The organism is Porphyromonas somerae DSM 23386, assembly GCF_000372405.1.
In the GTDB taxonomy this organism is placed as follows: domain Bacteria; phylum Bacteroidota; class Bacteroidia; order Bacteroidales; family Porphyromonadaceae; genus Porphyromonas_A; species Porphyromonas_A somerae.
Map to the genome: position 1 here is coordinate 1 of NZ_AQVC01000015.1, position 20386 is coordinate 20386.

Annotated in this window: 16 protein-coding genes; 9 read left to right on the plus strand and 7 right to left on the minus strand. The window is 46.9% G+C overall.

The window, feature by feature from the left end; genetic code table 11:
• Positions 1-207: 207 nt before the first annotated feature.
• The 7 genes from A3GK_RS0104175 to A3GK_RS0104205 all read right to left on the minus strand — a co-directional run bounded on the left by A3GK_RS0104175 (position 208) and on the right by A3GK_RS0104205 (position 11550).
• Positions 208-1536, minus strand: a complete 1329-nt coding sequence (locus tag A3GK_RS0104175; protein WP_018028227.1) for a hypothetical protein — start codon at positions 1534-1536, stop codon at positions 208-210.
• 23 nt (positions 1537-1559) lie between these two features.
• Positions 1560-2957: a glycoside hydrolase family 18 protein gene (locus A3GK_RS10415; protein WP_018028228.1), complete on the minus strand. Its 1398-nt coding sequence runs from the start codon at positions 2955-2957 to the stop codon at positions 1560-1562.
• Positions 2958-2980: 23 nt separating this feature from the next.
• Positions 2981-4192: a DUF1735 and LamG domain-containing protein gene (locus A3GK_RS0104185; RefSeq protein ID WP_018028229.1), complete on the minus strand. Its 1212-nt coding sequence runs from the start codon at positions 4190-4192 to the stop codon at positions 2981-2983.
• Between the two features lie 12 nt (positions 4193-4204).
• Positions 4205-5269 carry a glycoside hydrolase family 18 gene (locus tag A3GK_RS10990; RefSeq protein ID WP_018028230.1) on the minus strand — a complete coding sequence of 355 codons (1065 nt, stop codon included), beginning with the start codon at positions 5267-5269 and terminating at the stop codon, positions 4205-4207.
• Between the two features lie 21 nt (positions 5270-5290).
• A complete protein-coding gene (locus A3GK_RS0104195; RefSeq protein ID WP_018028231.1) occupies positions 5291-6853 on the minus strand; it encodes a SusD/RagB family nutrient-binding outer membrane lipoprotein in 1563 nt (520 codons plus the stop codon).
• A gap of 31 nt (positions 6854-6884) precedes the next feature.
• Entirely contained in the window at positions 6885-9995 is a 3111-nt protein-coding gene (locus A3GK_RS0104200) for a SusC/RagA family TonB-linked outer membrane protein (RefSeq protein WP_018028232.1), read from the minus strand.
• A 598-nt stretch (positions 9996-10593) separates the two neighbouring features.
• On the minus strand, positions 10594-11550 hold the full coding sequence (locus A3GK_RS0104205) for an NAD-dependent epimerase/dehydratase family protein (protein WP_018028233.1): 957 nt from the start codon (positions 11548-11550) through the stop codon (positions 10594-10596).
• Between the two features lie 64 nt (positions 11551-11614).
• Between A3GK_RS0104205 and A3GK_RS11420 the strand changes: the two genes are divergently transcribed.
• From A3GK_RS11420 to A3GK_RS0104245, 9 genes are all read left to right on the plus strand, one after another.
• Positions 11615-11791, plus strand: a complete 177-nt coding sequence (locus A3GK_RS11420) for a hypothetical protein (RefSeq protein ID WP_155799428.1) — start codon at positions 11615-11617, stop codon at positions 11789-11791.
• A 190-nt stretch (positions 11792-11981) separates the two neighbouring features.
• Positions 11982-14321 carry an LTA synthase family protein gene (locus A3GK_RS10995; protein WP_018028234.1) on the plus strand — a complete coding sequence of 780 codons (2340 nt, stop codon included), beginning with the start codon at positions 11982-11984 and terminating at the stop codon, positions 14319-14321.
• Between the two features lie 195 nt (positions 14322-14516).
• Complete coding sequence (locus tag A3GK_RS0104215) at positions 14517-14930, plus strand: DUF1573 domain-containing protein (protein WP_018028235.1); 414 nt, start codon at positions 14517-14519, stop codon at positions 14928-14930.
• A 137-nt stretch (positions 14931-15067) separates the two neighbouring features.
• Entirely contained in the window at positions 15068-15634 is a 567-nt protein-coding gene (locus tag A3GK_RS0104220; RefSeq protein ID WP_018028236.1) for a DUF4199 domain-containing protein, read from the plus strand.
• Positions 15615-16583 carry a glycosyltransferase family 2 protein gene (locus tag A3GK_RS0104225; RefSeq protein ID WP_018028237.1) on the plus strand — a complete coding sequence of 323 codons (969 nt, stop codon included), beginning with the start codon at positions 15615-15617 and terminating at the stop codon, positions 16581-16583. The genes A3GK_RS0104220 and A3GK_RS0104225 overlap by 20 nt, the downstream gene beginning before the upstream one ends.
• Complete coding sequence (locus tag A3GK_RS0104230) at positions 16570-17583, plus strand: FAD:protein FMN transferase (protein WP_018028238.1); 1014 nt, start codon at positions 16570-16572, stop codon at positions 17581-17583. The genes A3GK_RS0104225 and A3GK_RS0104230 overlap by 14 nt, the downstream gene beginning before the upstream one ends.
• Positions 17583-18281: a DNA alkylation repair protein gene (locus A3GK_RS0104235; protein WP_018028239.1), complete on the plus strand. Its 699-nt coding sequence runs from the start codon at positions 17583-17585 to the stop codon at positions 18279-18281. The genes A3GK_RS0104230 and A3GK_RS0104235 overlap by 1 nt, the downstream gene beginning before the upstream one ends.
• A 6-nt stretch (positions 18282-18287) precedes the next feature.
• Positions 18288-18953 (plus strand): uracil-DNA glycosylase, encoded by a 666-nt coding sequence (ung, locus tag A3GK_RS0104240; RefSeq protein WP_018028240.1) that lies wholly within the window; start codon positions 18288-18290, stop codon positions 18951-18953.
• Positions 18954-18984: 31 nt separating this feature from the next.
• Positions 18985-19986: an aspartate-semialdehyde dehydrogenase gene (locus A3GK_RS0104245; RefSeq protein WP_018028241.1), complete on the plus strand. Its 1002-nt coding sequence runs from the start codon at positions 18985-18987 to the stop codon at positions 19984-19986.
• Positions 19987-20386 lie beyond the last annotated feature (400 nt).

The following is a 20386-nucleotide window of genomic DNA, read 5'->3' on the forward strand; positions in this document are numbered from 1 at the left end:
TGGTCTATCTTTGTTGTTTATGGGAAGCAAAGCGAAAAAAATAAGTACTTTTGCAGTTCAAAGAGGCATTCTGCCTTACACACTTTTTGGGATACTACCCTAGAAAAGTAGGTCGGCTTCATACATCAGTCTCCTTGAATAAAAAAAAGCGAGTGACTGCCATTAAGGTAGTCACTCGCAAAAGGTTTATAGGATAGTAATAGGTTTTTATATTACCTCAATAGCTAATGAACCATAAACATTGCCGTAGTCATCTTTAACTAGCAAGGTGGTTTGTCCAACCATTTGTCCATAAATCGTTATGTCATCTCCCCACCACGATTTATTAGCCATTGCAATTGATGCATTAACAGTATTAAAATAGAGCGACCAATTATTTCGTCCTGAATTGTTTTCAATAATTCTAATGGTCACACTTGAACCAGCATTTACGATTACTTTTTGCTGAGAGAATACTATCAATTGTTGAGGTGCTTTCACTACTACCTTAGTAGAGACTTCATTGCCTGAAATGATGTCTTTAATAGTTAGTAAGGATTCACCCTCCTTATGTGGAATGAGTTTTACCGTCTTATTGACCAATGTAGCGGTGATGACCTCTTCATCCTCAACCACTATCTCATAGTTTCCATTACCGGTGTAGATCTGAACATTCTTTTCACTACCCTCATAGAAATAGACTGTGAGTTCATCCGTATCATCAATAGTGGTAACGAATGGCTGTAGCGTGGTGGTTAATTTAATCTCCTTAACCTGTTCGGTAATATTGTCCTTAACCGTGATGGTTCCTTCGCCTACTGCTGTCGCTGTAAGGATAATGGTATTGCGATTGACCACGATCTTCACTAGCTCGGGCTTATCACAAGTAATGGTGTAGTCACCTGATCCACTCGTGATAGAGATATTCTTGCTGTCTCCAGTAGGTATTGTTATGTCATACGTATTGAGTAGTAGTGGCGTAGGGGTGATTTCAACATTGATGCTTTTAGAGAAGCCTAGCTCGGTATCTTTGATAGTAATGGTGCCAGTTGCCACCTTCTTAGCTGTAAATACGAAGTTTTGCTCTTGGAAGTAGTAAGTACCCAATGCAGGGTCACTTAGCTCAGCTTCGTACTTTGAGGAGCCATTGAGGATCGTAACAATGCTGGTGGCACCTACCGAAGTCTTAAGCTCACGGTGAGAGAGCTTCAAAACTGGCTCGGCCTCTATGCTCACCTTGATCTCCTTGCTTTGACGTGATACTTTATCGGTGATGGTCAGCAAGGTCTCACCTATTTTGATACCAGTGAGGGTAACGCTCTCCTTGGTGACTGAAGCAGTCGCTATACCTATCTGTGGTATGGAGACTAGATAGTTACCTGAGCCACTCTTAATAGGTATTTCGAGTGACTGATTTGGCTGTAGTGTGGCTTCGGATAGCTCTACTACTAGGTTTGGCACCTCTTTCTGCTCCTCATTGGGCTGGTCTTTGTCACAAGAAGTGAGAGCAAAGAGAGCCATCACGAGGATAAGTCCTTTGGATAGTATATTTTTCATGTCTCTAAATTCTTTTGCTGTAATTATTTACCCTTTGGTCCTATAAAGTGAGGGCCAGAGTATATACAATCTTCGCCGTAGAAGACTTGAGTAATCTCGGAGAGCTGTGCTGCAAAGCTATCACAATTGTCCTTCGTTACTGTCATATTGAAGATCATCAGGCACTGCATCTTTTCATTAAGAATAGAGCGTGCAGTTGATGCTCCTCTGCTTAATTGATTGTAGCTAGCTTGAATTGATTTGTTGCCAAACCGATTGTTGGGGATACCAATCGTGCTAGGGCCAGGAACACCGTAATCAGTCCAACCGTAGTCGATATAGTCGGCTGCAGTCTTTCCCGTCTCATCTGTCCTATCTGCTCTAAATGGTGAGTTGTACTCGTAGTGGGTAATTAGTGTATTGGGCAGGGTCTCACGTAGTGCTCGTAGGAACCATAGCCCAGACTGCTCCTTATATCTTAGGTCGGGAAGCTTATGATATTCTGCATACTCTTCGTCCACGTCCCATCCGTCAATGCCCGCCTTTTCAGACCAGTACTTCAACTGACTAGCAAAGTCTAGTGCCTCTTCGTAGCTCTGGAAGTTGTGATATCCTACACCATGGTGATTGGGTAGAATGTCCATAATGAGTTTGATGCCCCTATCGCGAATTGGCTTGATGAACACATCAGGATTATTGACAATAGGTTGAAGCTCACTATTGAAGAATAGTACACGTCTCTGATTGGTGAGGTCGTAATTCATGTTGGCAGCAAAGCATACGATCATATCGAATACTGGTAGCTTGCTATCCTTTAGCACGAAGTTGGCGATATTGCGGGGATCCCAATCGTTGGTCTCTACATAAGCAACCATCTTGATAGGCTCGGTATAGCCCTCTACAGTTGGGAGTGGCTTTTTATTTTCCTCGGAGAGAGGCACAAAGGCACCCATTAGAGGAACCTTGATGAAGTGTGCTACCACTTGATCATCTATTTTTACCAATACTGGCAAATTGTAGATGCTGTAGGGAAGCTCCTCTATCCCTGTGAGAGTGGCTTCTATTACCTTATGAGTAGCGTCTGCTCCATCCTTGAGGGCAAGGGTTGCATTGCCTTCAGGCAATATGGTGTATTGACCGAAGGGGTCTTTTTTCTTGAGTGCTCCTAGCACCTTACTATAGGTCTCTTCGTCGTAAGGAAGTAGCTCTATGGTAGATTCTTTGCTAGGTAGTGTCACGTTGAGGTCTACAGTGCCGTCATAGTACGTGGTACTGAATAATTGCTCGCCTGTCTCAGCATCTACGATGCTAGGCTCACCTAGGAGTACCTTTTCCTCTAGAGGGTCAGGTCCGGGCATCTCTATAGTGAGATTCTTTTGACAACCTACAGTGAGGAGAGCCATTGAAGCCGCTCCAAGTAGGGTGAAGATATACTTTTTCATATTTATATTCTTTCTTTATCTGCTTACTTCTCTACACTCTCAAGTGGACTATCAAGCGTTACTACATTTACTTTAGGGTCGGCACCGCCTTGCTGTACCCTAAGGACGAGATCGTGTCCATTGCCAGTAAGATCGGTGACTGTAGCTCCTTCTGCAGCATCCATCTTCCAATAGGCAAGTAGTGCTGGGTTGGTAGGGTCTTCTTTCAGCATATGCTCTAAGAGCTCAGCAGGTTTACGGACACTTTTCCATACACGCACCTCAGCAAGCATGGCATATAATCCTCTGCCCCCGCTATAGCTTCTGCCAATATACCACTTGTCTCCTCTTGGAACGATGGAGCAAGGCTTCCTGAATGAAGATTTCATCTCGCCATCTATGTAAACTGTAACAATTTGAGTGGCTGCCTCGTAAGTGAAAGCAACGTGATACCATGCCTTGGTCTCAAATGGCAAGTCAATCACTTCACCAGCAGCTTGGAGTTTATTCCCTGGTACTCCAGCATCACCAAAGCGGAGTAGTGTGCCGCCCTCTATACCCATAAGGGTAGAAATTTGTGCCTCACCTTCGTCTTCAGAGTCTCTGAACTTTTGTGCATTTACCAAGCACTCCATAGTGAAGTCGCCCCTATGTGAAAAGTCTTTTGCAAGGTCAAAGTAGAAGTCTCTAGTGAGTAGTACAGCTTTTTTGACTTGTACTTTATTCTCTTCCCTCAATAGAGTAAAGATAACCACATCATTTGGTTTATTCATCTTCGCTCCATTAATAGGGTCAAGTCTGAGGGCAAATGTATAGATTTCATCAAACTCGATCTCGTCAGTGAGGTTGATAGTGACAGAAATTGGCTCACTAGTAACTGCAAAAGCAGGAATCGGTGTAATCTCCTTAGGAATAGAGATGGCTGATGAAGGCAGTAACTTTACATTGCCTTTACCATATTTTTTTGCTGCTTCTTCATCAATTGATATGGAGATGGCCTTCTCACCTTCAGTAGATAGCGTAAGGTGAGCTCTGAGGTCAATAGTGGTCTGCTCAATCTCAGGCTTATCGATCTCTATACTGCGTAAGGTATAGGGGTCCGCCAACTCGGTCTTGTCTTTGGTAATGATCTCTAGGGTGGCACTTTGCTCAGTGAGCTCTCCGCCCTCAAGGTGCTTCTCTTTATCGCACGAAGCTAGAGCTAGAGAGATCAAGAGAAGTACGATGCTCTTACATACCCAGTTATTTGTATTCATAGTGTTGTCGTCTTACTTGTTTAATACTCTTTGCTTATCAATGAGAGAGGTAAGGGTGCCATAAGGCATAGTCTCTACTACATTGCTGGCATCTAGCTCTGTGTGGTAATACGCCACGCCTGCCTTATTGGGTGCTTGCCAGTAAAGGATGGATTGCATACGGGGTAGCTCGTCTAGTGAGAAGTGGGTCTCATCCATAAAGCCCTCTTTCTGATCTTTTCCCTTGAAGCTTGCTGAGGGTAGATACCTATTGTCTTTCCATTGGAGTGCCTCACTCTCAAAATTTGAGAGACGGTATTCCAATACCTTCTTATTGAAGATGATCCAAGTGGCTTTCTCGATCTCCGCACGAGCTTCCTCAAAGGGTGCCTCAATAGCTAGGAGGGCTTTATTGGCACCACCAGCTACAGCTGTGATCTTGGAGAGTAATTGGGTAGCCTCTTCCTTGGAAATCAATTGGAAATTCTCAGGGAGCTTTACACAGATACCGTCAAAGCCATATTTGCTAATCGCGTCAACTTGCTCTTCGGTGTCTTTAGTCGCCTTGGCTAGAGCATTGGTATGTAGCTCTTCGGTAAGGGCCTTTTCGAGGTTTGCGAGTTGCTCAGCTTGCTCTTCAGGTGTTAGTGGAGTCTCCAAGTCTTTCCAGCTATTTCTAAGTTTATCGCGCTGACGTTTGAACTTTGTCTTGAGCTCATCGGCATACTGAGTGTCAATGGCGTGGAAGTCAATAGCATTGAGTACTTTGGTCTTCTTTACTTGTTGTGTGGTAGATAGGTCTTTCTCCATCCAACCAAGTAACTGGTGTCGGCTATCCTTCACCACTACTACATCCAGATAATCAGGTAGTCTGTAGAGCTGTGCTCCTGAGCCACCATCAGCACCCCATCCATAGTGCATTGCCATGACGATGGGTCGGCCAAGTAGGCTATTTTTATAACTCTCAAGAGTTTCGGTATTGATTTCATTGCGTGGGGTAACCACCTCAGCAGGCTCTATTCTTACATTTTTGTTGCAAGAGAGTAGTGCGAGACCTATGATTGTGGCAAGTACCCACTTAGTCATTTTCTTATTCATAACGATTACTTCCTCATCTGTTTAGTTTCTTTTTGCCCACCATAGGGGTGCTCCATAGCTATCTTTACCTCCAATGTCTTGGATGGCGGCAGCTACGTTTGTGGCATTCTGAGTCTTCTCGCTTGAGACAAACTTTAGGCGTTGCATACCGCCAGTGTCTCTTCCATTGACTTGGGTGATTTGTTGTACCTCACCTGAACTTGAATTAACAACTGCAGGGAGAAGGTTGGGGTAGCCTGTCCTACGCCACTCGCTCCACGCCTCTACAGTATTATAAGGGAAGAGCGCGATCCACTTTTGTGTGATGATCTTGGCCTTTTGCTTCTCTACATCGCCATTGGCATCGTCCCAATTGACTGTGATATCAGAGCTAAAGTCGGGTAAACTTGTCTCAGGTAGGACTTTATCAACAAAGCCACCTCGCTTATTGGTATTCTGTAGATACTCCTCTGGTAGCTCTACACCCCATTGCTCACAAGATAGGCGGATGCCCTCTTCATAAAGCTCTTTTGCCGACTTGTCGCTAACGTTCCAGCCAAGCAACTTACCTTCGGCTTTCAGGAAGGCCACCTCTGCTGCAGTAAGCAGATAGATGGGGCTTGATGACGTAATATTAGGGCTAGAGTAGCTAGAGATGATTGCTGCATTACCTTTGATAGAGCTACTAGGTGAGCGCAAGCCAAAAGGCTTTCCGTCTCGCACCTTAGTAAAGTATGCATCAGTGCGAGGGTCGTTGAACGCTAGTAGGTATTCCACGATGTCAGCTCCAACTCGAGAGTCGTTCCACCCATTGGTTTTTGCTAAAGGGTTGTCAGTACTTGGTGTCTTAGCATTCAAGGCGTTGGACTCAATTACCCCATTAGCAACTGCCCACTCAGCATACTCCTTAGCCAGTTCGGGAGCTACTCCTGATATTCGGATTGACATACGAAGAATTAGTGATCTTGCGTAGGTAGCCCAGTTTCTAAGATTGCCGCCATACATCTCATCATAATCTGCATACATAGCAGAAGCACCTGCAGGGCCCATCAAAGACTCTGATGCTTTCTTTAGATCCTCAAGCATGTTTTTGTAAAGCTCCTCTTGTGTGTCGTAAGGCACAGAAAGGTTGGCACCATTAACCTTTGAGTAAGGTAGAGGACCATAAATGTCCGAGATATAGTGAGTGATAGCCACTCTCGTAATGGTGGCTAGTGCCATCGCTGGGTGGTTGATATCGCCATCAGTAGCACCATAAACACTCATATAGTCTGGAAGAAGGTGCTTGGTAAAGGTATCTACCATAGGGTAGTCATTCCAACCAATTCTTGGGCTGTACGCAGCAAAGTCAGAGACAAAGCTAGGGGCGCCAGCAAAGCCGGAGTAGGGGGATAGCATATCAAAGGTCATTTGATAACCATTCTCTTGATTAGGGATGAGCCATTGAGCAAGTTTTTTGACCTGTGAGCCACCTTTGGGTAGACTACCGAGGTCATCTCTTGTAACACCTCCAAGGTCACGATTGTACTCCTCAAAATTCTTGGTACATCCCACTAGGGAGACACCTAGGAATAGTGCGACGAGAGGGAATAATATCTTATTCATAATTGTTATCTTTCAATAAACGCATTAACCATTAAAAGTCTACCTTGACATTGAAGCCAAAGCTAGTCTGAGTAGGCATCATAAAATAGTCAAGCCCCTGTGAATAGTTGCCTGTGCTAGAAACTGCCTCAGGGTCGAATGGAGCCTTATTGTAAAGGAAGGCTAGATTGCGACCGAAGAGAGATAGGTGGACACCCACAGCGTCATTAAACCATTTCCTTGGTAAGTTGTAAGCTATGTGAGCCTCTTGGATACGTATATTAGTGGCATCGTAGGTGTAGTATTGTGCCATACGTTTGCTACCTATCGTGGTAAAGAAGCGCTCAGGATTCATAAAGATGTTGCCATCCTGCACGTATCCACGGTCACGTGCAGCGGCAGTACGCTCCGAAACTCCATAGTTGTCTAGAGCTGCCTGCGTCATGGAAACAACGACACCCCCAAAGCGACCGGTAAGTGTTGCCCCTACGGCCAATCCTTTGTAAGAGATTTCATTACTCCACCCTGCATTGACCTTTGGGAGGACACTACCTAGCTTTACACGCTCTTTTGCGTCAAGCCCTCTAATTCCAAGAGAACCATCGGCATTGAGGATGATGTCCCCTCTGCTGTCGCGACTGAAGTCTTGGTCAGTGTAAATGTCTCCAAGAGTTCCCCCTTTTTGGAGAACATATTTTATGCCTAGAGCACCTATTTCGAGGAATTCTTTAGATTCCTTCTCCTTAGTAATTGGGTTGGTATAGTTCTCTGCTAGCTCCTTAATCTCATTGTGGTTATATCCAAGGGTGAGATTGGAGTTAAAGGCCCATCCATCGTTATTGCCGAGGTGCAGCCCAGCAGCCAGCTCAATACCTTGGTTGCGTACCATACCTGTTTGGAGATACATGCCACTATAACCAGATCCTGCTGGCACTTCGACGAAGAATGTTTGGTTTTTCGTGTCTGTAAGGTAGTAGGTCATATCAAGTGTAAAGCGATTGCTAAACCACTTGCTAGAGAAGCCCACTTCGTAAGAGTCGGTTCGCTCAGGGAAAAGCTCTCCAACTGGGAAATGGGTCAGGTCGCTATAGCCTTTAGTCTCAAAGTCCTTCACGAGGGTAGGGGTGGTCAGACCTCTTTGGAAAGGTGAAGCTACCGAGCTAAATGAGGCTCTTACCTGTAGATAACCTAGCACTGGGGAGATCTTAGTCTTAGTATCGGCACTAAGCATATCAGTGATCACGCCTGAGAGACCTACAGATGGGTAGAAGAATGACTTGTGAGGTGAATTGGCTAGCTGGGAAGCCCAGTCGTTACGGCCTGTCACAGTCAGGAATAGGTAAGAATTAAGACCTAGCTCCAAGCTCCCAAAGATACTTTGAGTTTGCTCAATCCAACCCTCAGGGAAAGCTACACTCTTTGGGTGGTCTTGATCTATATTGAAGGTGTTGAATAGATTGGCAGCACCTGCATCTCTGAGTGGTCCTCTTACTGTGGAGCTTTCAAAACGAGTGTCCTGAATAGAAGCTCCTAGGGTGGCATTGATATTTAGCCTTTGACTACCCAGTTCAAAGCTCTTGTTAAAGGTACTCAATACATCGGCATAGGTTTGACGGTCGGTTGACTTTTCCTCTCCGTAATAGCCGTTCTTAGCACTCTCTACATTGATCTTTTCAGTGGTAGCATATCGGCTATCTGTGGCTAGTCCATTGGTTACATCGGAGCGTACACGCCCTTGAATGTTCCACTTCTCTGCTTCGTTCCACTTCATAAGGTCGTAGGCTACGGTAGCAGAAAGCATGTAGCGCTCTCTCTTGCTGTGTCGTAGGTTTCGATAGGCAACCCAAAAAGGATTCTGAAGTGTGTATTCACCAGCTCCATACCGCCAGTTTTGTACATATATATTTCTGTCGGCATCAAACTGTTCAAAGTTCTTTACATTGTCTGTGTGTTCACTCCTAGGCATCAAGTAAGCAGAAGCAAGGGGGTTCATATACTCACCTTGGTTCACCATATTATTGTGCTTTTGGATGATATAGCTAGTGGAGAGGTCTATAGATAGACGATCCTCAAGTAGTGAAGAGGTATTTCGTGCAGTGAAGTTGTAGCGTTCATACCTGTTATTTGGCACCAAGCCCCATGAATTAGTCGTGCTGACCGAGAGATAAGTTTGGTTGCGGTCTGAGCCACCAGATACGGAGACAGAGTTATTGGTGTTGAATGCTGTCTGCAGGAAGTCTTCAATTCTATAATAGCCATCGCACTGGTTGCCTATTGGACTGCCCCATGAGGTTTGTCTGCCATCGCTTCCATAACGGTACTGAAACTCAGGAAGCCACATTGGAACTCCCCAATCATTATTGGTCGAGAAAGTAACTCTTGGCTTTCCAGAGGCACCCTTTTTAGTGGTGATGAGGATCGCACCATTGGCTGCGGCACTACCATAAAGTGCTGCTGCTGAAGCACCTGTGAGGACACTGATGCTCTCAATATCATTGGGGTTGATATCAGCGGCACCCTCAGTACTACCATTGGAATCAAATTGTCCTGATCCTTGCTTGGTCGTAGTAGAGAAGATGGGCACACCATCAATCACATAGAGGGCGTTATTATTGCCATCAATAGATTTCGTACCACGCATGACCACTTTACTAGCACTACCCATACCTGCAGAGCTACTATTGATGGTCACTCCGGCTACTTTACCATTGAGGTTATTCACAAAGTTGGCATCTGCTAGTTTGTTAAGAGCCTCGCCTTTGAGCTCTTGGACGTTGTAGGAGAGGGCTTTCTCGGAGCGTTTGATACCGAGTGCGGTGACTACTACTTCGTCGAGGAGTTCATTATCTTCTTGGATAACGATGTTGAGGGTGGTTTGGCCGTTGATAGGCACCTCAATAGTCTTGTATCCCACGTAGGAGACACGTATGGTACCATTCTTTGGCACTCCAGTTAGTGTAAATTCACCATCTAAGCTAGTTAGCATACCTTTGGAGGTATCTTCTACTAGCACTACAGTGGCCCCTATTACGGGCTCATTGTAAGTGGCGTCCGTGACCACACCTTTCACGGTGATGGTCTGGGCTAGAGCATTGGGTGCAGTGAGTCCAAGGAGCATCACGAGGAATGCGATACGGACTTTGCACAAGTAGTTGAAACTCATACCTTAGTTTTTGAACGTATTAAATTATAAAACAATTATTACTCATGTTCCACTTCGTATTCGTTAGGTGCGAATGTGGTTGTACAGCAAAGGAAAGGTGGTTACTCCCCTTTTTATTCCTTGTTAGCAGTTACAAAGGTACCAAATTATAGTATCAATGGCTAAGCCTTGCAAAAATATTTTAATTGGAGCCTCTATTAGACAACTCTATTCTAATTAAGAGGTTCTTCTGCAAAGTGCCATTTTCAGACATTTGCCTGCAAATGTTTTATGACGATGCAGGAGGATTTTTACACATTGAATTATGATGAAATATAAGCCGTTGGGAGCCCTCTTGTAAATACCTGATAATCAGTGCCGTGTTTTGTCGTTTGCTTTGTTGCAACTAAGCGATCGGTTAGATGCAACAAAGCAAATGCTTAGTTGCATCTCAGTAAATGCTTAGTTGCAACTCAACTTTTGCTCTCTTAACTAGAGTGTGGATCTTCGTGTTGCATTCTCCTTAACTGAGGTGGCTAATCGGACTTTTATGCAATAAAAAAGTCTCCTAGGATCGGGGAGGATGCCTAGGAGACTTTGTATGGTGTTGTGGGGGAAGTTACTTTTTGTAACGCTCGGTGAGAACGCGAAGCATATCGGTTGTCATGCTATCGAGGTCGTACTTGGGTGCCCAGCCCCACTCTTCGCGAGCACAAGTGTCGTCGAGTGAATTTGGCCATGACTCTGCAATTGCCTGTCTGAGTGGGTCTACGTCATAGACCATCTCGAAGCTGGGCATCTGTCGCTTAATAGCGGCGTAGATATCTCCTGGTTGGAAGCTCATGCTGGCGATGTTGAAAGAGTTGCGGTGAATGAGCTTAGTAGGATCGGCCTCCATTAGCTGTACCATGGCGTGTAGTGCATCGGGCATATACATCATATCCATGTAGGTGCCTTCGGCGATTGGGCAGACAAACTTGCCCTCTTGTACTGCCTTGTAGTAGATATCTACTGCGTAGTCAGTGGTGCCTCCACCAGGGAGCGCTACATTGGAGATAAGGCCAGGGAAGCGTACTGAGCGGGTATCTACTCCGAAACGACGGTGGTAGTAATCGCCAAGCAATTCGCCTGATACCTTGGTGACGCCATACATGGTGGTAGGACGCTGTACGGTATCTTGGGGGGTCTTATCTTTAGGAGTGCCAGGACCGAAAGCTCCGATAGAGCTAGGGGTGAAGACGGCACAATTCATCTCGCGTGCCACCTCTAGGGTGTTGAATAATCCGCCGAGTCCTATTTTCCAAGCCAGCTGAGGTTTGTTTTCGGCTACTGCTGATAGGAGCGCAGCAAGATTGTAGATGGTATCAATATTGTATTTCTTCACCACGTCGGCAATCTGCTGTGCATTGGTGATGTCCACCTCTTCGCAAGGGCCACTCTCTAGGAGCTCTTGCTTTGGTGGTTGAGCCTTGATGTATCCTGCTACTACTTGCCCTTCTTTGTAGATTCCTCTCAGGTACATGGCTAGCTCAGTGCCGATCTGACCTGTAGATCCAATGATAAGAATGTTCTTCATCTCGTGTCTTGAAACTATGTGATGTTGTGTGATATTTTTCCTTTGGCAAAGATAGGTAATAATTTTGAGGTGGAGGGGAAATGGCGAGGAAATTGTAGGGTACAAAGAGAGTCCCAACTCCAATAGGCCAACGGCGAATCAATCTCGCCGACGTGACCTCATCCGCAATCGACAGGGTGCTGTGCGGAGGTTCTCGGGTGGGCGTGCCTTATCGGACGAGTCGGACAAGTCGGAAGAATAATACCCCCAGGGGGACCCCTCGGCTGGGGTTCTCTCCTATGGACACCCCTTTGAATGCCCCATGGTATGCCCTTTTTAATGGGTAACCCCTAGGTGATTAACTAGGGGGCTATGTGATGCGGAGGATTATGAATATCTTTGCAGAATAATAATTCATTGGGATTCTAGATAATATAATATAAAAATAGCGTATGGAGGATAAGACTTGTATGGTCTCAGTTGGTTCAATGGGTCAAGGTCAGGAAGTAAAGGGGCAAGGATATGATGGTAAAACTCCCAATATTCTTCTATTGGTAGGGTATCGGCTGTTTCTGCTACTCGTGATATACACACTCTGTCGCCTTGCCTTTTTTTATAATAACCGCGACCTACTAGAGGTCTCAAGTCTTTCTGCCTTTGGAAGGCTCTTACTAGGTGGTTTGCGGTATGATATCTCTGCGATATGCTGGATTAATCTTGTTTGGATTGCCCTCCAAATGCTTCCTTTTCGGTTTATGACCAAGAGGTGGAGTCTTAAGCTGATGAGCATACTCTACTTTATCCTAAACCTTCCATTCATCGTGATGAATCTAGTAGATGTGGTCTACTTTCGCTTTACGCTTCATCGTACAGGGATTTCGGTGTTTAAGGAATTCTCCAATGAGAATCCGTTGATGTTCTTGCGCTTTCTAGTTGATTACTGGCATCTAACGGTGCTAGGATTGGTGCTATTAGGTCTTTGGATATGGGTAGGCAGTAGTGGGTTTATCCTCTCTCGACTAAAAGGTAAGGAAGTGGGCGAGAAGTGGCTCTTCCCTCTCTCCCTCTCTGCTCTCTTGGTGATATTAGTTACCTGCATGTATCCTATTACCTCAAAGTTGGTAGGGGTAGGTTTGCTTTGCTTGATACTCTTAATTTGTCTGGTACGAAGCGGTGTGAAGGGGTTGTGGCTTCGTTTGGGATATTTTGCACCTCCTATATTGCTATTAACTTTGGTGATAGTTAGACCTTATATACAGGTTCGAGGGGTATCGGTGATTGGGCTAATGATTATTGTAGCGTGGGGTGTACTACACTACTTCTATTCACGGAAGGGGATCCTCGCGGCTGGCACATGGGTGGCGGAAAGAAGGGGCGCACTCTATTCGCTCATTTGGATTGTGGCAGTCTTATTCGCTTTTTATGGCAAGGACTCTCGGCTCACCTTTTCGACGACCAAGAGAATGCCTATTACACTTGATATCACCACGAAATACACGGAGAGGCCAGAGCAACACCCCATGGTGATCAATACCCCATTTAGCGTGCTATACTCCTATACCAATAGCAGTCTGAGGCGGTATGAGTACTTTACCTCTTCGGAGCTCAAGGAGTATTACTCAAGCTATAAAAAGCTACCCGATGCTTCGCCATACAGTGGGCAGTTTGAAGGCCGAAATGTAGTGCTGATCATCTGGGAGAGCTTTGCTCGAGAGTGGGTGGGTGCACTCAATAAGGATATAGAGGGATATGAAGGGTATACCCCATTTATTGATTCTATTATACCGCAGGCTTATACCTTTACAAGAGCGTATGCCAATGGTAGCCACTCTCAAGATGCGATGCCCAGTATTTTGGCATCTATTCTGAAGCCTGGCACCACTTTTGTCAATTCCATTTATGCTGGTAATGACCTCACTTCTATCGCTAATAGGCTTAAGCGGAAAGGGTATTACACAGCCTTTTTCCACAATGCGAGAAATGGCTCTCTTGGGTTTGATGCTTTGGCCTATAAGCTTGGTTTTGACGATTACTTCGGGATGAGTGAGTTCAATGACGATAGTCAGTTTGATGGAATGTGGGGTATCTGGGATGAGCCCTTCTTGCAGTTTGTGTCGGATAAGATAGGGACGTTTAAGGAGCCGTTTGTGGCGGTGGAGTTTACCACAAGTTCACATCACCCATTTGCAGTTCCAGAAAAGTATGAGGGAGTATTCCCTAAGGGTGAGATTCCATTGCATCAGTGTATTGGCTACACTGATTACTCGCTAAAGAGGTTTTTCGAATCGGCGAAGCAACAGAGTTGGTATGAGAATACAATTTTTATTATCACTGCTGATCATGCGGTGCCAGGTGTACTGGATCGGTATAAAACGATGCTCGGAAAAGTAAGCATTCCTATCATTATCTTTGATCCTAAGGGAGGGTTGATCGGGACAAGCGATGAGATCGTACAGCAAATGGATATTATGCCTACCTTGCTGGACTTGCTCGGCTATGACGAACCGATTATTGCCTTTGGACAAAATATGCTAGCGACAGATAAGCCACACTACTATACTTATATGATTGATGATTGCTATATCTTTGCCATTGATAATTATCTCATCAAGTTTGATGGGACTAACGTGGTAGGGCTGTATGATGTAGTGGCAGATCCTTCGCTTGGAAATGACTTGAGCGAGTCTCACCCAGAGGTTATCAACCAGCACATACCTTTTATCAAAGCCTTTGTACAGGACTTTTCTATTCGAATGAATCAAGATGAGATGCACATCACAGATAGGCCATAGTTGATGTGTGAGGAGGGCTGTTTTTATGTAGTTAGCGGGAATTATGGTAGATTTGCGGTAGTTATCGGTTGAATTGCTACGGTTGGTATGAGGTGGAAGGCATTAAACCTCACCGAGTTTGTAGCATCATAACATTGAAGATTAGGCTTTGTGGCCATAGTGCTGCAAAGGGATTTTTAGAGAAAGGAAAGGAATATGAAAAGTATGAATATCAAGGAAAGAATCGGGTCGCTACTTATTATGATGACCCTATTGATAGGACTTCCAATGGTGGCTTCTGCTCAGGAGGATAGTGCTGCAAAGATTGTGGCCAAGGAGACTGAGCACGACTTCGGGGTATTCAAGGAGAGCGATGGCGATGTGAGCCATGTCTTTGTGGTGAAGAACGAGGGCAAGTCGCCTCTAGTGATCACCCGTGTGATCTCTTCTTGTGGTTGTACTACTCCTACGTTTACCAAGGAGCCAATTGCCCCTGGTAAGAGCGGTGAAATCAAGGTGGTTTACAATCCTACTGGACGAGTTTACCCTTTTGTAAAGACTGTTTCTGTCTACAGCAATGGCAAGAAGGGGCCGCTAGTACTCACCATTAAGGGTGAAGTGGTGCAATAAAAGCCGCTTTGCCCTTGGCGATATCGGGCAAGAGATCTCTATGAAATAAGATAACGCTTGAACCCTCTGGTACCACTCTGTGGTGGCTAAGAGGGTTCATTGGCATAATAATAACAACGAAGCATTAGTGAGGAGAAATGAATAGGCAGGAGCCAGAGATAGAAAAGGGGACAGGGACAGTGATGCAAGACCTCCGGGAGCAGTCGTGGCGTGATGGGCTGTGGCTTGGGTGTTGCTATATAGTACAGGCGTTGGCGCTTTTGCTTTATCGCTTTGGAATTATCTCCACGCTCCTTTTTGTGGCTGGCTTTGTAGCGGTGCCCGTCGTTATTTATAAGGTAGGGACACGGTATAGAGACCTTACTAAAGGTGGCTATGCACGGTATCTCGAGGTGACGAGCTATCTCTCTTGGACCTATCTGGCATCGCTAATGGTGGCATTTCTCGCCTATTTTGTCGCCTTCTCGCTTCTCCTAAAGGATGCCACCTTTATTGGGATGATGGAGGAGTCGCTCAATTTGCTACAGGAGATGACTAAGGATATTGATGGGTATCAGGAGGCACTCAGTCAGCTGAGAGGGCTTACCCCGTTGCGAATTGCCTGGACGGTGGTCTTTAATATGATCGTACAAGGGCTTCTATACATATATATAGTGAGTATCTTTATCAAGCGAAATCGACCCAATGGAGGAGAACAAATGTAGTCTGGACCTGACGATACTGATTCCCCTATTCAATGAGGAGGAGTCGCTCCCAGAGCTACACGAGTGGATCTCTCGTGTGGTGAGTAAAATGGGGGTGTCGTACGAGATCCTATTCATCAATGATGGGAGCACCGATGGCTCGTGGAAGGTAATCAAGGAGCTACGGAGCAAAGACCCTCACGTGGTGGCGGTGAGTTTCAACCGCAATTATGGCAAGTCGCCCGGCCTTCAGGTAGGCTTTACGAAGTCTCGTGGGGAGGTGGTGATCACGATGGATGCCGATCTCCAAGACTCTCCTGATGAGATTCCCGAGCTCTACCGTATGATCAAGGAGGAGGGGTACGACGTCGTGAGTGGCTGGAAGAAGAAGCGGTACGACCCGCTTTCTAAGACCCTTCCGACCAAGCTATTCAATGCTACGGTGCGGCTTTTCTCGGGCATTCCTCTGCACGACTTCAATTGTGGATTGAAGAGTTATCACTGGCGGGTGGTGAAGAATATCGAGGTCTATAATGATATGCACCGCTTTTTGCCTTATATGGCGAAGCAGGCGGGCTTCCATAAGATTGGCGAAAAGGTGGTTCAGCACCGTCCACGGAAGTATGGGCATACTAAGTTTGGGATGAGTCGCTTTGTCAATGGCTACCTAGACCTATTGGTACTTTGGTTTACCGGACGATTTGGTCGGAAGCCGATGCACTTCTTCGGGCTTTGGGGGAGTGTAATGTTTCTCATCGGTTTCATTGCTCTCGTGGTGCTAGCTGTTCATAAGCTGGTGGCCCTCCGGAGTGGCGTCCCAGCACGATTGATTACCGATCTGCCCTATTTCTATGTCTGCCTAGTCGCCATCATCCTCGGCGTACAGCTATTTCTCGCTGGATTTATTGGCGAACTCCTGGCTCGTCAGTCACCTACACGCAATCATTATATCATCGATGAAGAGATTTGAGCATTTACTCCTCCCACTCGTGGCTTTGATGCTGATGAGTTGCCAGGAGGGCACTGGTCAGATGGAGTATTTCCACGAAAGTGGAAGTCGTTTCCATACCCTTTACAATATCACTTACGAGGCACCCGAGTTGCTCACCGAGCAGATCGATAGCACCATGACCGCCTTTAATGCTTCGCTCAACCCCTTTGATAGCACCACACTCATCTCCCGCATCAATCGCAATGAGGCGGTGGTGATGGACGAGATGCTCCGCACGGTGGTGGCTAAGTCGCTAGAGGTGAGCCGAGCCACCGAAGGGCGGTATGATATCACTGGTGCCCCTTACTTTGATATCTGGGGCTTTGGAACGAAGAAAGGGGTGACACGACAGGCTACCGAGGCGGAGCTAGATAGCATCGCCACCTTTGTTGGCTGGCAAAAGCTAGTGCTGCAGGGCGATAGCCTCATCAAGGCCGATCCAAGGATGACGCTCAACCCCTCCTCCCTCTCTAAAGGGTATGTGGTGGACCTCGTGGCGGCAACACTGGAGCGATATGGGGTGACCAACTATCTGGTGGAGATCGGTGGTGAGATCGTGGCGAAAGGGGTAAATCCCGATGGCCATTGCTGGAGAGTGGGGATCAATAAACCGACCGAGGATAGCACCTCTACCATTAGCGAGCTGGCCTATTCGGTGGAGCTGTGTGACGGCGAAGGGATGGCGTCGAGTGGCGACTATCGCAATTTCAAAGTGGTGGAGGGTAAAAAGGTGGCACATACTATTGATGTGCTGAGCGGTCGTCCCGCCCACCAAGATATCCTGAGTGCTACGGTGGTGGCCCCTACCTGTATGGAGGCCGATGCCTGGGCAACGGCACTGATGGCGGTGGGGCTGGAAAGAGGAAAGCAGTTGCTTGAGCAGCAACCACAGCTTAAGGTCTGCCTTATCTATAGTGACCATGCTACCGGGGCACTGGAGACTTACAACAATGGGCTTGAACTACATGAGATAAAGTGATGAGCAAGAGTATCGAAGAGACGATCGAGGGGAAGTGGCACGAGACGCTACAGCAGATCCGCCTACAGCTACGCCGTGGTATGGATGGCGAAACCTCTACCAATCAGCGTAAGATGGGATTGGATTATGAGGTGAACTTTGGGGTTAACCTCCTAAGACTACAAGAGCTAGCCAAGTCACTTCCAAAGGAGGAGGAGTTGGCTGACCTAATGTGGCATAAGAAGGTGCGTGAGATGAAGCTCCTCTCTCTGATGATACGCTCCGTTGATACGCTAACTATGGATCAGGCACTCACCTTAGCAGACGAAGTGGAGACACTCGAAGTGGCGGAGCAATTGGTCTTCCGACTCTTCCGTCGTGCCCCTTTTGCTGCGGAGCTACTCTCCACTCTCTTTGAGCGGAAGTACGATCGCCATACCCCTTCAGCTACCCTTCCCTACCTACTGCTTAATCATCTGGCGGGCGAGGAGGGCGTTACCGCCACCTTGATAGAGCAGGCTACCCCACAGATCGTGGCTGACTTTTTGGCGCCCGATTTCTATAGTAGCAGCGTCATCTATCATGCATTGGTAAAGGTGGCGTCGCTGCGTCCTGATATCGACCTTACCCCACTTTGCAACGAGCTACTTTCGAAGGGCGAAGGGACGAGTAAGGAGTTGGCACAACAGTTGGTCGAACTAGCCCAAGAGCAGCAGTAAAAAGCTATGAACGTCTCCATCCACCCCTCTTGGCAAAAGGTGCTACAGCCCGACTTTGATCAGCCTTACTTTGAGCAGATCACCAATATCGTACGTCAGGCGTATGCCACCAGTGTGGTCTATCCGCCGGCCCCTTTGATCTTCAATGCCTTCAATCTCACCCCCTTTGACCAGGTGAAGGTGGTGATACTCGGGCAGGACCCCTACCACGGTCCAGGGCAAGCGATGGGGCTCAGCTTCTCGGTGCCGAATGGCGTGCTCCTTCCTCCCTCCCTGCAGAATATATATAAGGAGCTGGAGAGTGACCTCGGGCAGAAGCCACCGCAGAGTGGCGACCTCACCCATTGGGCAGAGCAAGGAGTGTTGCTCCTCAATTCTACCCTCACTGTTCAGGCACACCAAGCCCGCTCGCACTTCGCCGTGGGGTGGCAAAGGCTTACCGATCGGGTGATTCAGCTATTGAGCGAGCAGCGGTCCAATATCGTATTTATCCTTTGGGGCACCGACGCTCAGCGGAAAGCGTGGATGATTGATGAGGAGAAGCATAAGATCCTTAAGGCACCTCACCCATCGCCCCTCTCCGCCTATCGTGGGTTCTTTGGTTCAAAGCCCTTTTCGCAGACCAATTTCTACTTAATTAGTCATCATATAACGCCCATTCAATGGGTGTAATAACCATTAAAGTAAAAGAACTAGCACATATATGAATATTGCAATTGTAGGCGCCTCAGGTGCCGTTGGACAAGAGTTGATCAAGCTACTAGAGGAGCGTCACTTCCCATACACCTCTCTCCGACTATTCGGTTCGAAGAGAAGTGCCGGGACGAAGTACACCATCAGAGGTCGTGAGATAGTGGTGGAGCAGTTGGAGCATGGCGACGCCTTCAAAGGGATTGATATCGCCTTCGTTTCGGCTGGCGGTGGCACCTCATTGGAATTTGCCGAGACCATCACCAAGCACGGCACGCTGATGATTGATAATTCAAGTGCCTTCCGTATGGATAAAGAGGTGCCTCTGGTAGTGCCTGAGGTCAATGCCAAGAGGGCACTTGAGGCACCCAAGCGGATCATTGCCAACCCCAATTGTACCACTATTCAGATGTTGGTGCCCCTAAAGGCGATTAATGATCTCTCGCCCATCACCAAGGTACACGTCGCTACCTATCAGAGTGCGAGTGGAGCCGGGCAATCGGGGATTGAGGAGCTGCTGGAGCAGACCCATCAATTTGCTGAGGAGAAGGAGCTGACGGTAGAGAAGTTTGCCTATCAATTGCTCTTTAACCTTATTCCACAGGTGGATCAATTCACTGAGAATGGCTATACCAAGGAGGAGTTGAAGATGATCAATGAGACGCAGAAGATTATGGAGCAACCTATCCAAGTGAGTGCTACCTGTGTCCGTGTACCGGTGCTGAGAGCCCATTCCGAGGCCATCTGGGTGGAGACAGAACAACCACTAACGGTGGAGCAAGTACAAGAGGCTATCCGCCACGCCAAGGGGGCGGTGCTGATGGATCAGCCAAGCGAACAGAGCTATCCGATGCCGCTCTATCTCTCGGGTAAAGATGATATCTATGTAGGGCGAATCCGCAAGGATCTCACCAATCCCAATGGTATTGCTTTCTGGTGCGTGGGTGACCAAATCCGTAAGGGTGCCGCACTCAATGCCATTCAGATCGCTGAGTACCTCGTCGCCAATAGATAAATCGGGAGATGGGGGTGTCATGTCGGACGAGTCGGGCAGGTCAGACGTGTCGGACGAGTCGGGCGAAAAGTTTAGTTGCAACTAAGCATTTGACGAGTTGCAACTAAGCATTTGCCGAGTTGCAACTAACCGATTGCTTAGTTGCAACTAAACTAACGCTGATTTATGGGCTTGTATATCAGCTAGTTATAAAACGACTTTTTGCTTGAGTTTTGTTCCTAATATATATAGCTTGTATTAGATAAGTGGGTAAGGACCTCGGCAGAGGTCCGATTTGTCGTAGCCCCTAGTCGAGGCTCGCAGAGCCGATGACTAGGGGGTATGTAGGGCGACCAAAACCCACGACCCCTTGTGGGTCGGACAACCTATTCTAGGATTAACTTTGATGATTTAGTTCATA

What these genes read in the sequence shown, in the direction of transcription:
- A3GK_RS0104175 (WP_018028227.1), bottom strand. Translation starts at nt 1,536, where the DNA reads ATGAAAAATATACTATCCAAAGGACTTATCCTCGTGATGGCTCTCTTT.
- A3GK_RS10415 (WP_018028228.1), bottom strand. Translation starts at nt 2,957, where the DNA reads ATGAAAAAGTATATCTTCACCCTACTTGGAGCGGCTTCAATGGCTCTC.
- A3GK_RS0104185 (WP_018028229.1), bottom strand. Translation starts at nt 4,192, where the DNA reads ATGAATACAAATAACTGGGTATGTAAGAGCATCGTACTTCTCTTGATC.
- A3GK_RS10990 (WP_018028230.1), bottom strand. Translation starts at nt 5,269, where the DNA reads ATGAATAAGAAAATGACTAAGTGGGTACTTGCCACAATCATAGGTCTC.
- A3GK_RS0104195 (WP_018028231.1), bottom strand. Translation starts at nt 6,853, where the DNA reads ATGAATAAGATATTATTCCCTCTCGTCGCACTATTCCTAGGTGTCTCC.
- A3GK_RS0104200 (WP_018028232.1), bottom strand. Translation starts at nt 9,995, where the DNA reads ATGAGTTTCAACTACTTGTGCAAAGTCCGTATCGCATTCCTCGTGATG.
- A3GK_RS0104205 (WP_018028233.1), bottom strand. Translation starts at nt 11,550, where the DNA reads ATGAAGAACATTCTTATCATTGGATCTACAGGTCAGATCGGCACTGAG.
- A3GK_RS10995 (WP_018028234.1), top strand. Translation starts at nt 11,982, where the DNA reads ATGGAGGATAAGACTTGTATGGTCTCAGTTGGTTCAATGGGTCAAGGT.
- A3GK_RS0104215 (WP_018028235.1), top strand. Translation starts at nt 14,517, where the DNA reads ATGAAAAGTATGAATATCAAGGAAAGAATCGGGTCGCTACTTATTATG.
- A3GK_RS0104220 (WP_018028236.1), top strand. Translation starts at nt 15,068, where the DNA reads ATGAATAGGCAGGAGCCAGAGATAGAAAAGGGGACAGGGACAGTGATG.
- A3GK_RS0104225 (WP_018028237.1), top strand. Translation starts at nt 15,615, where the DNA reads ATGGAGGAGAACAAATGTAGTCTGGACCTGACGATACTGATTCCCCTA.
- A3GK_RS0104230 (WP_018028238.1), top strand. Translation starts at nt 16,570, where the DNA reads ATGAAGAGATTTGAGCATTTACTCCTCCCACTCGTGGCTTTGATGCTG.
- A3GK_RS0104235 (WP_018028239.1), top strand. Translation starts at nt 17,583, where the DNA reads ATGAGCAAGAGTATCGAAGAGACGATCGAGGGGAAGTGGCACGAGACG.
- ung (WP_018028240.1), top strand. Translation starts at nt 18,288, where the DNA reads ATGAACGTCTCCATCCACCCCTCTTGGCAAAAGGTGCTACAGCCCGAC.
- A3GK_RS0104245 (WP_018028241.1), top strand. Translation starts at nt 18,985, where the DNA reads ATGAATATTGCAATTGTAGGCGCCTCAGGTGCCGTTGGACAAGAGTTG.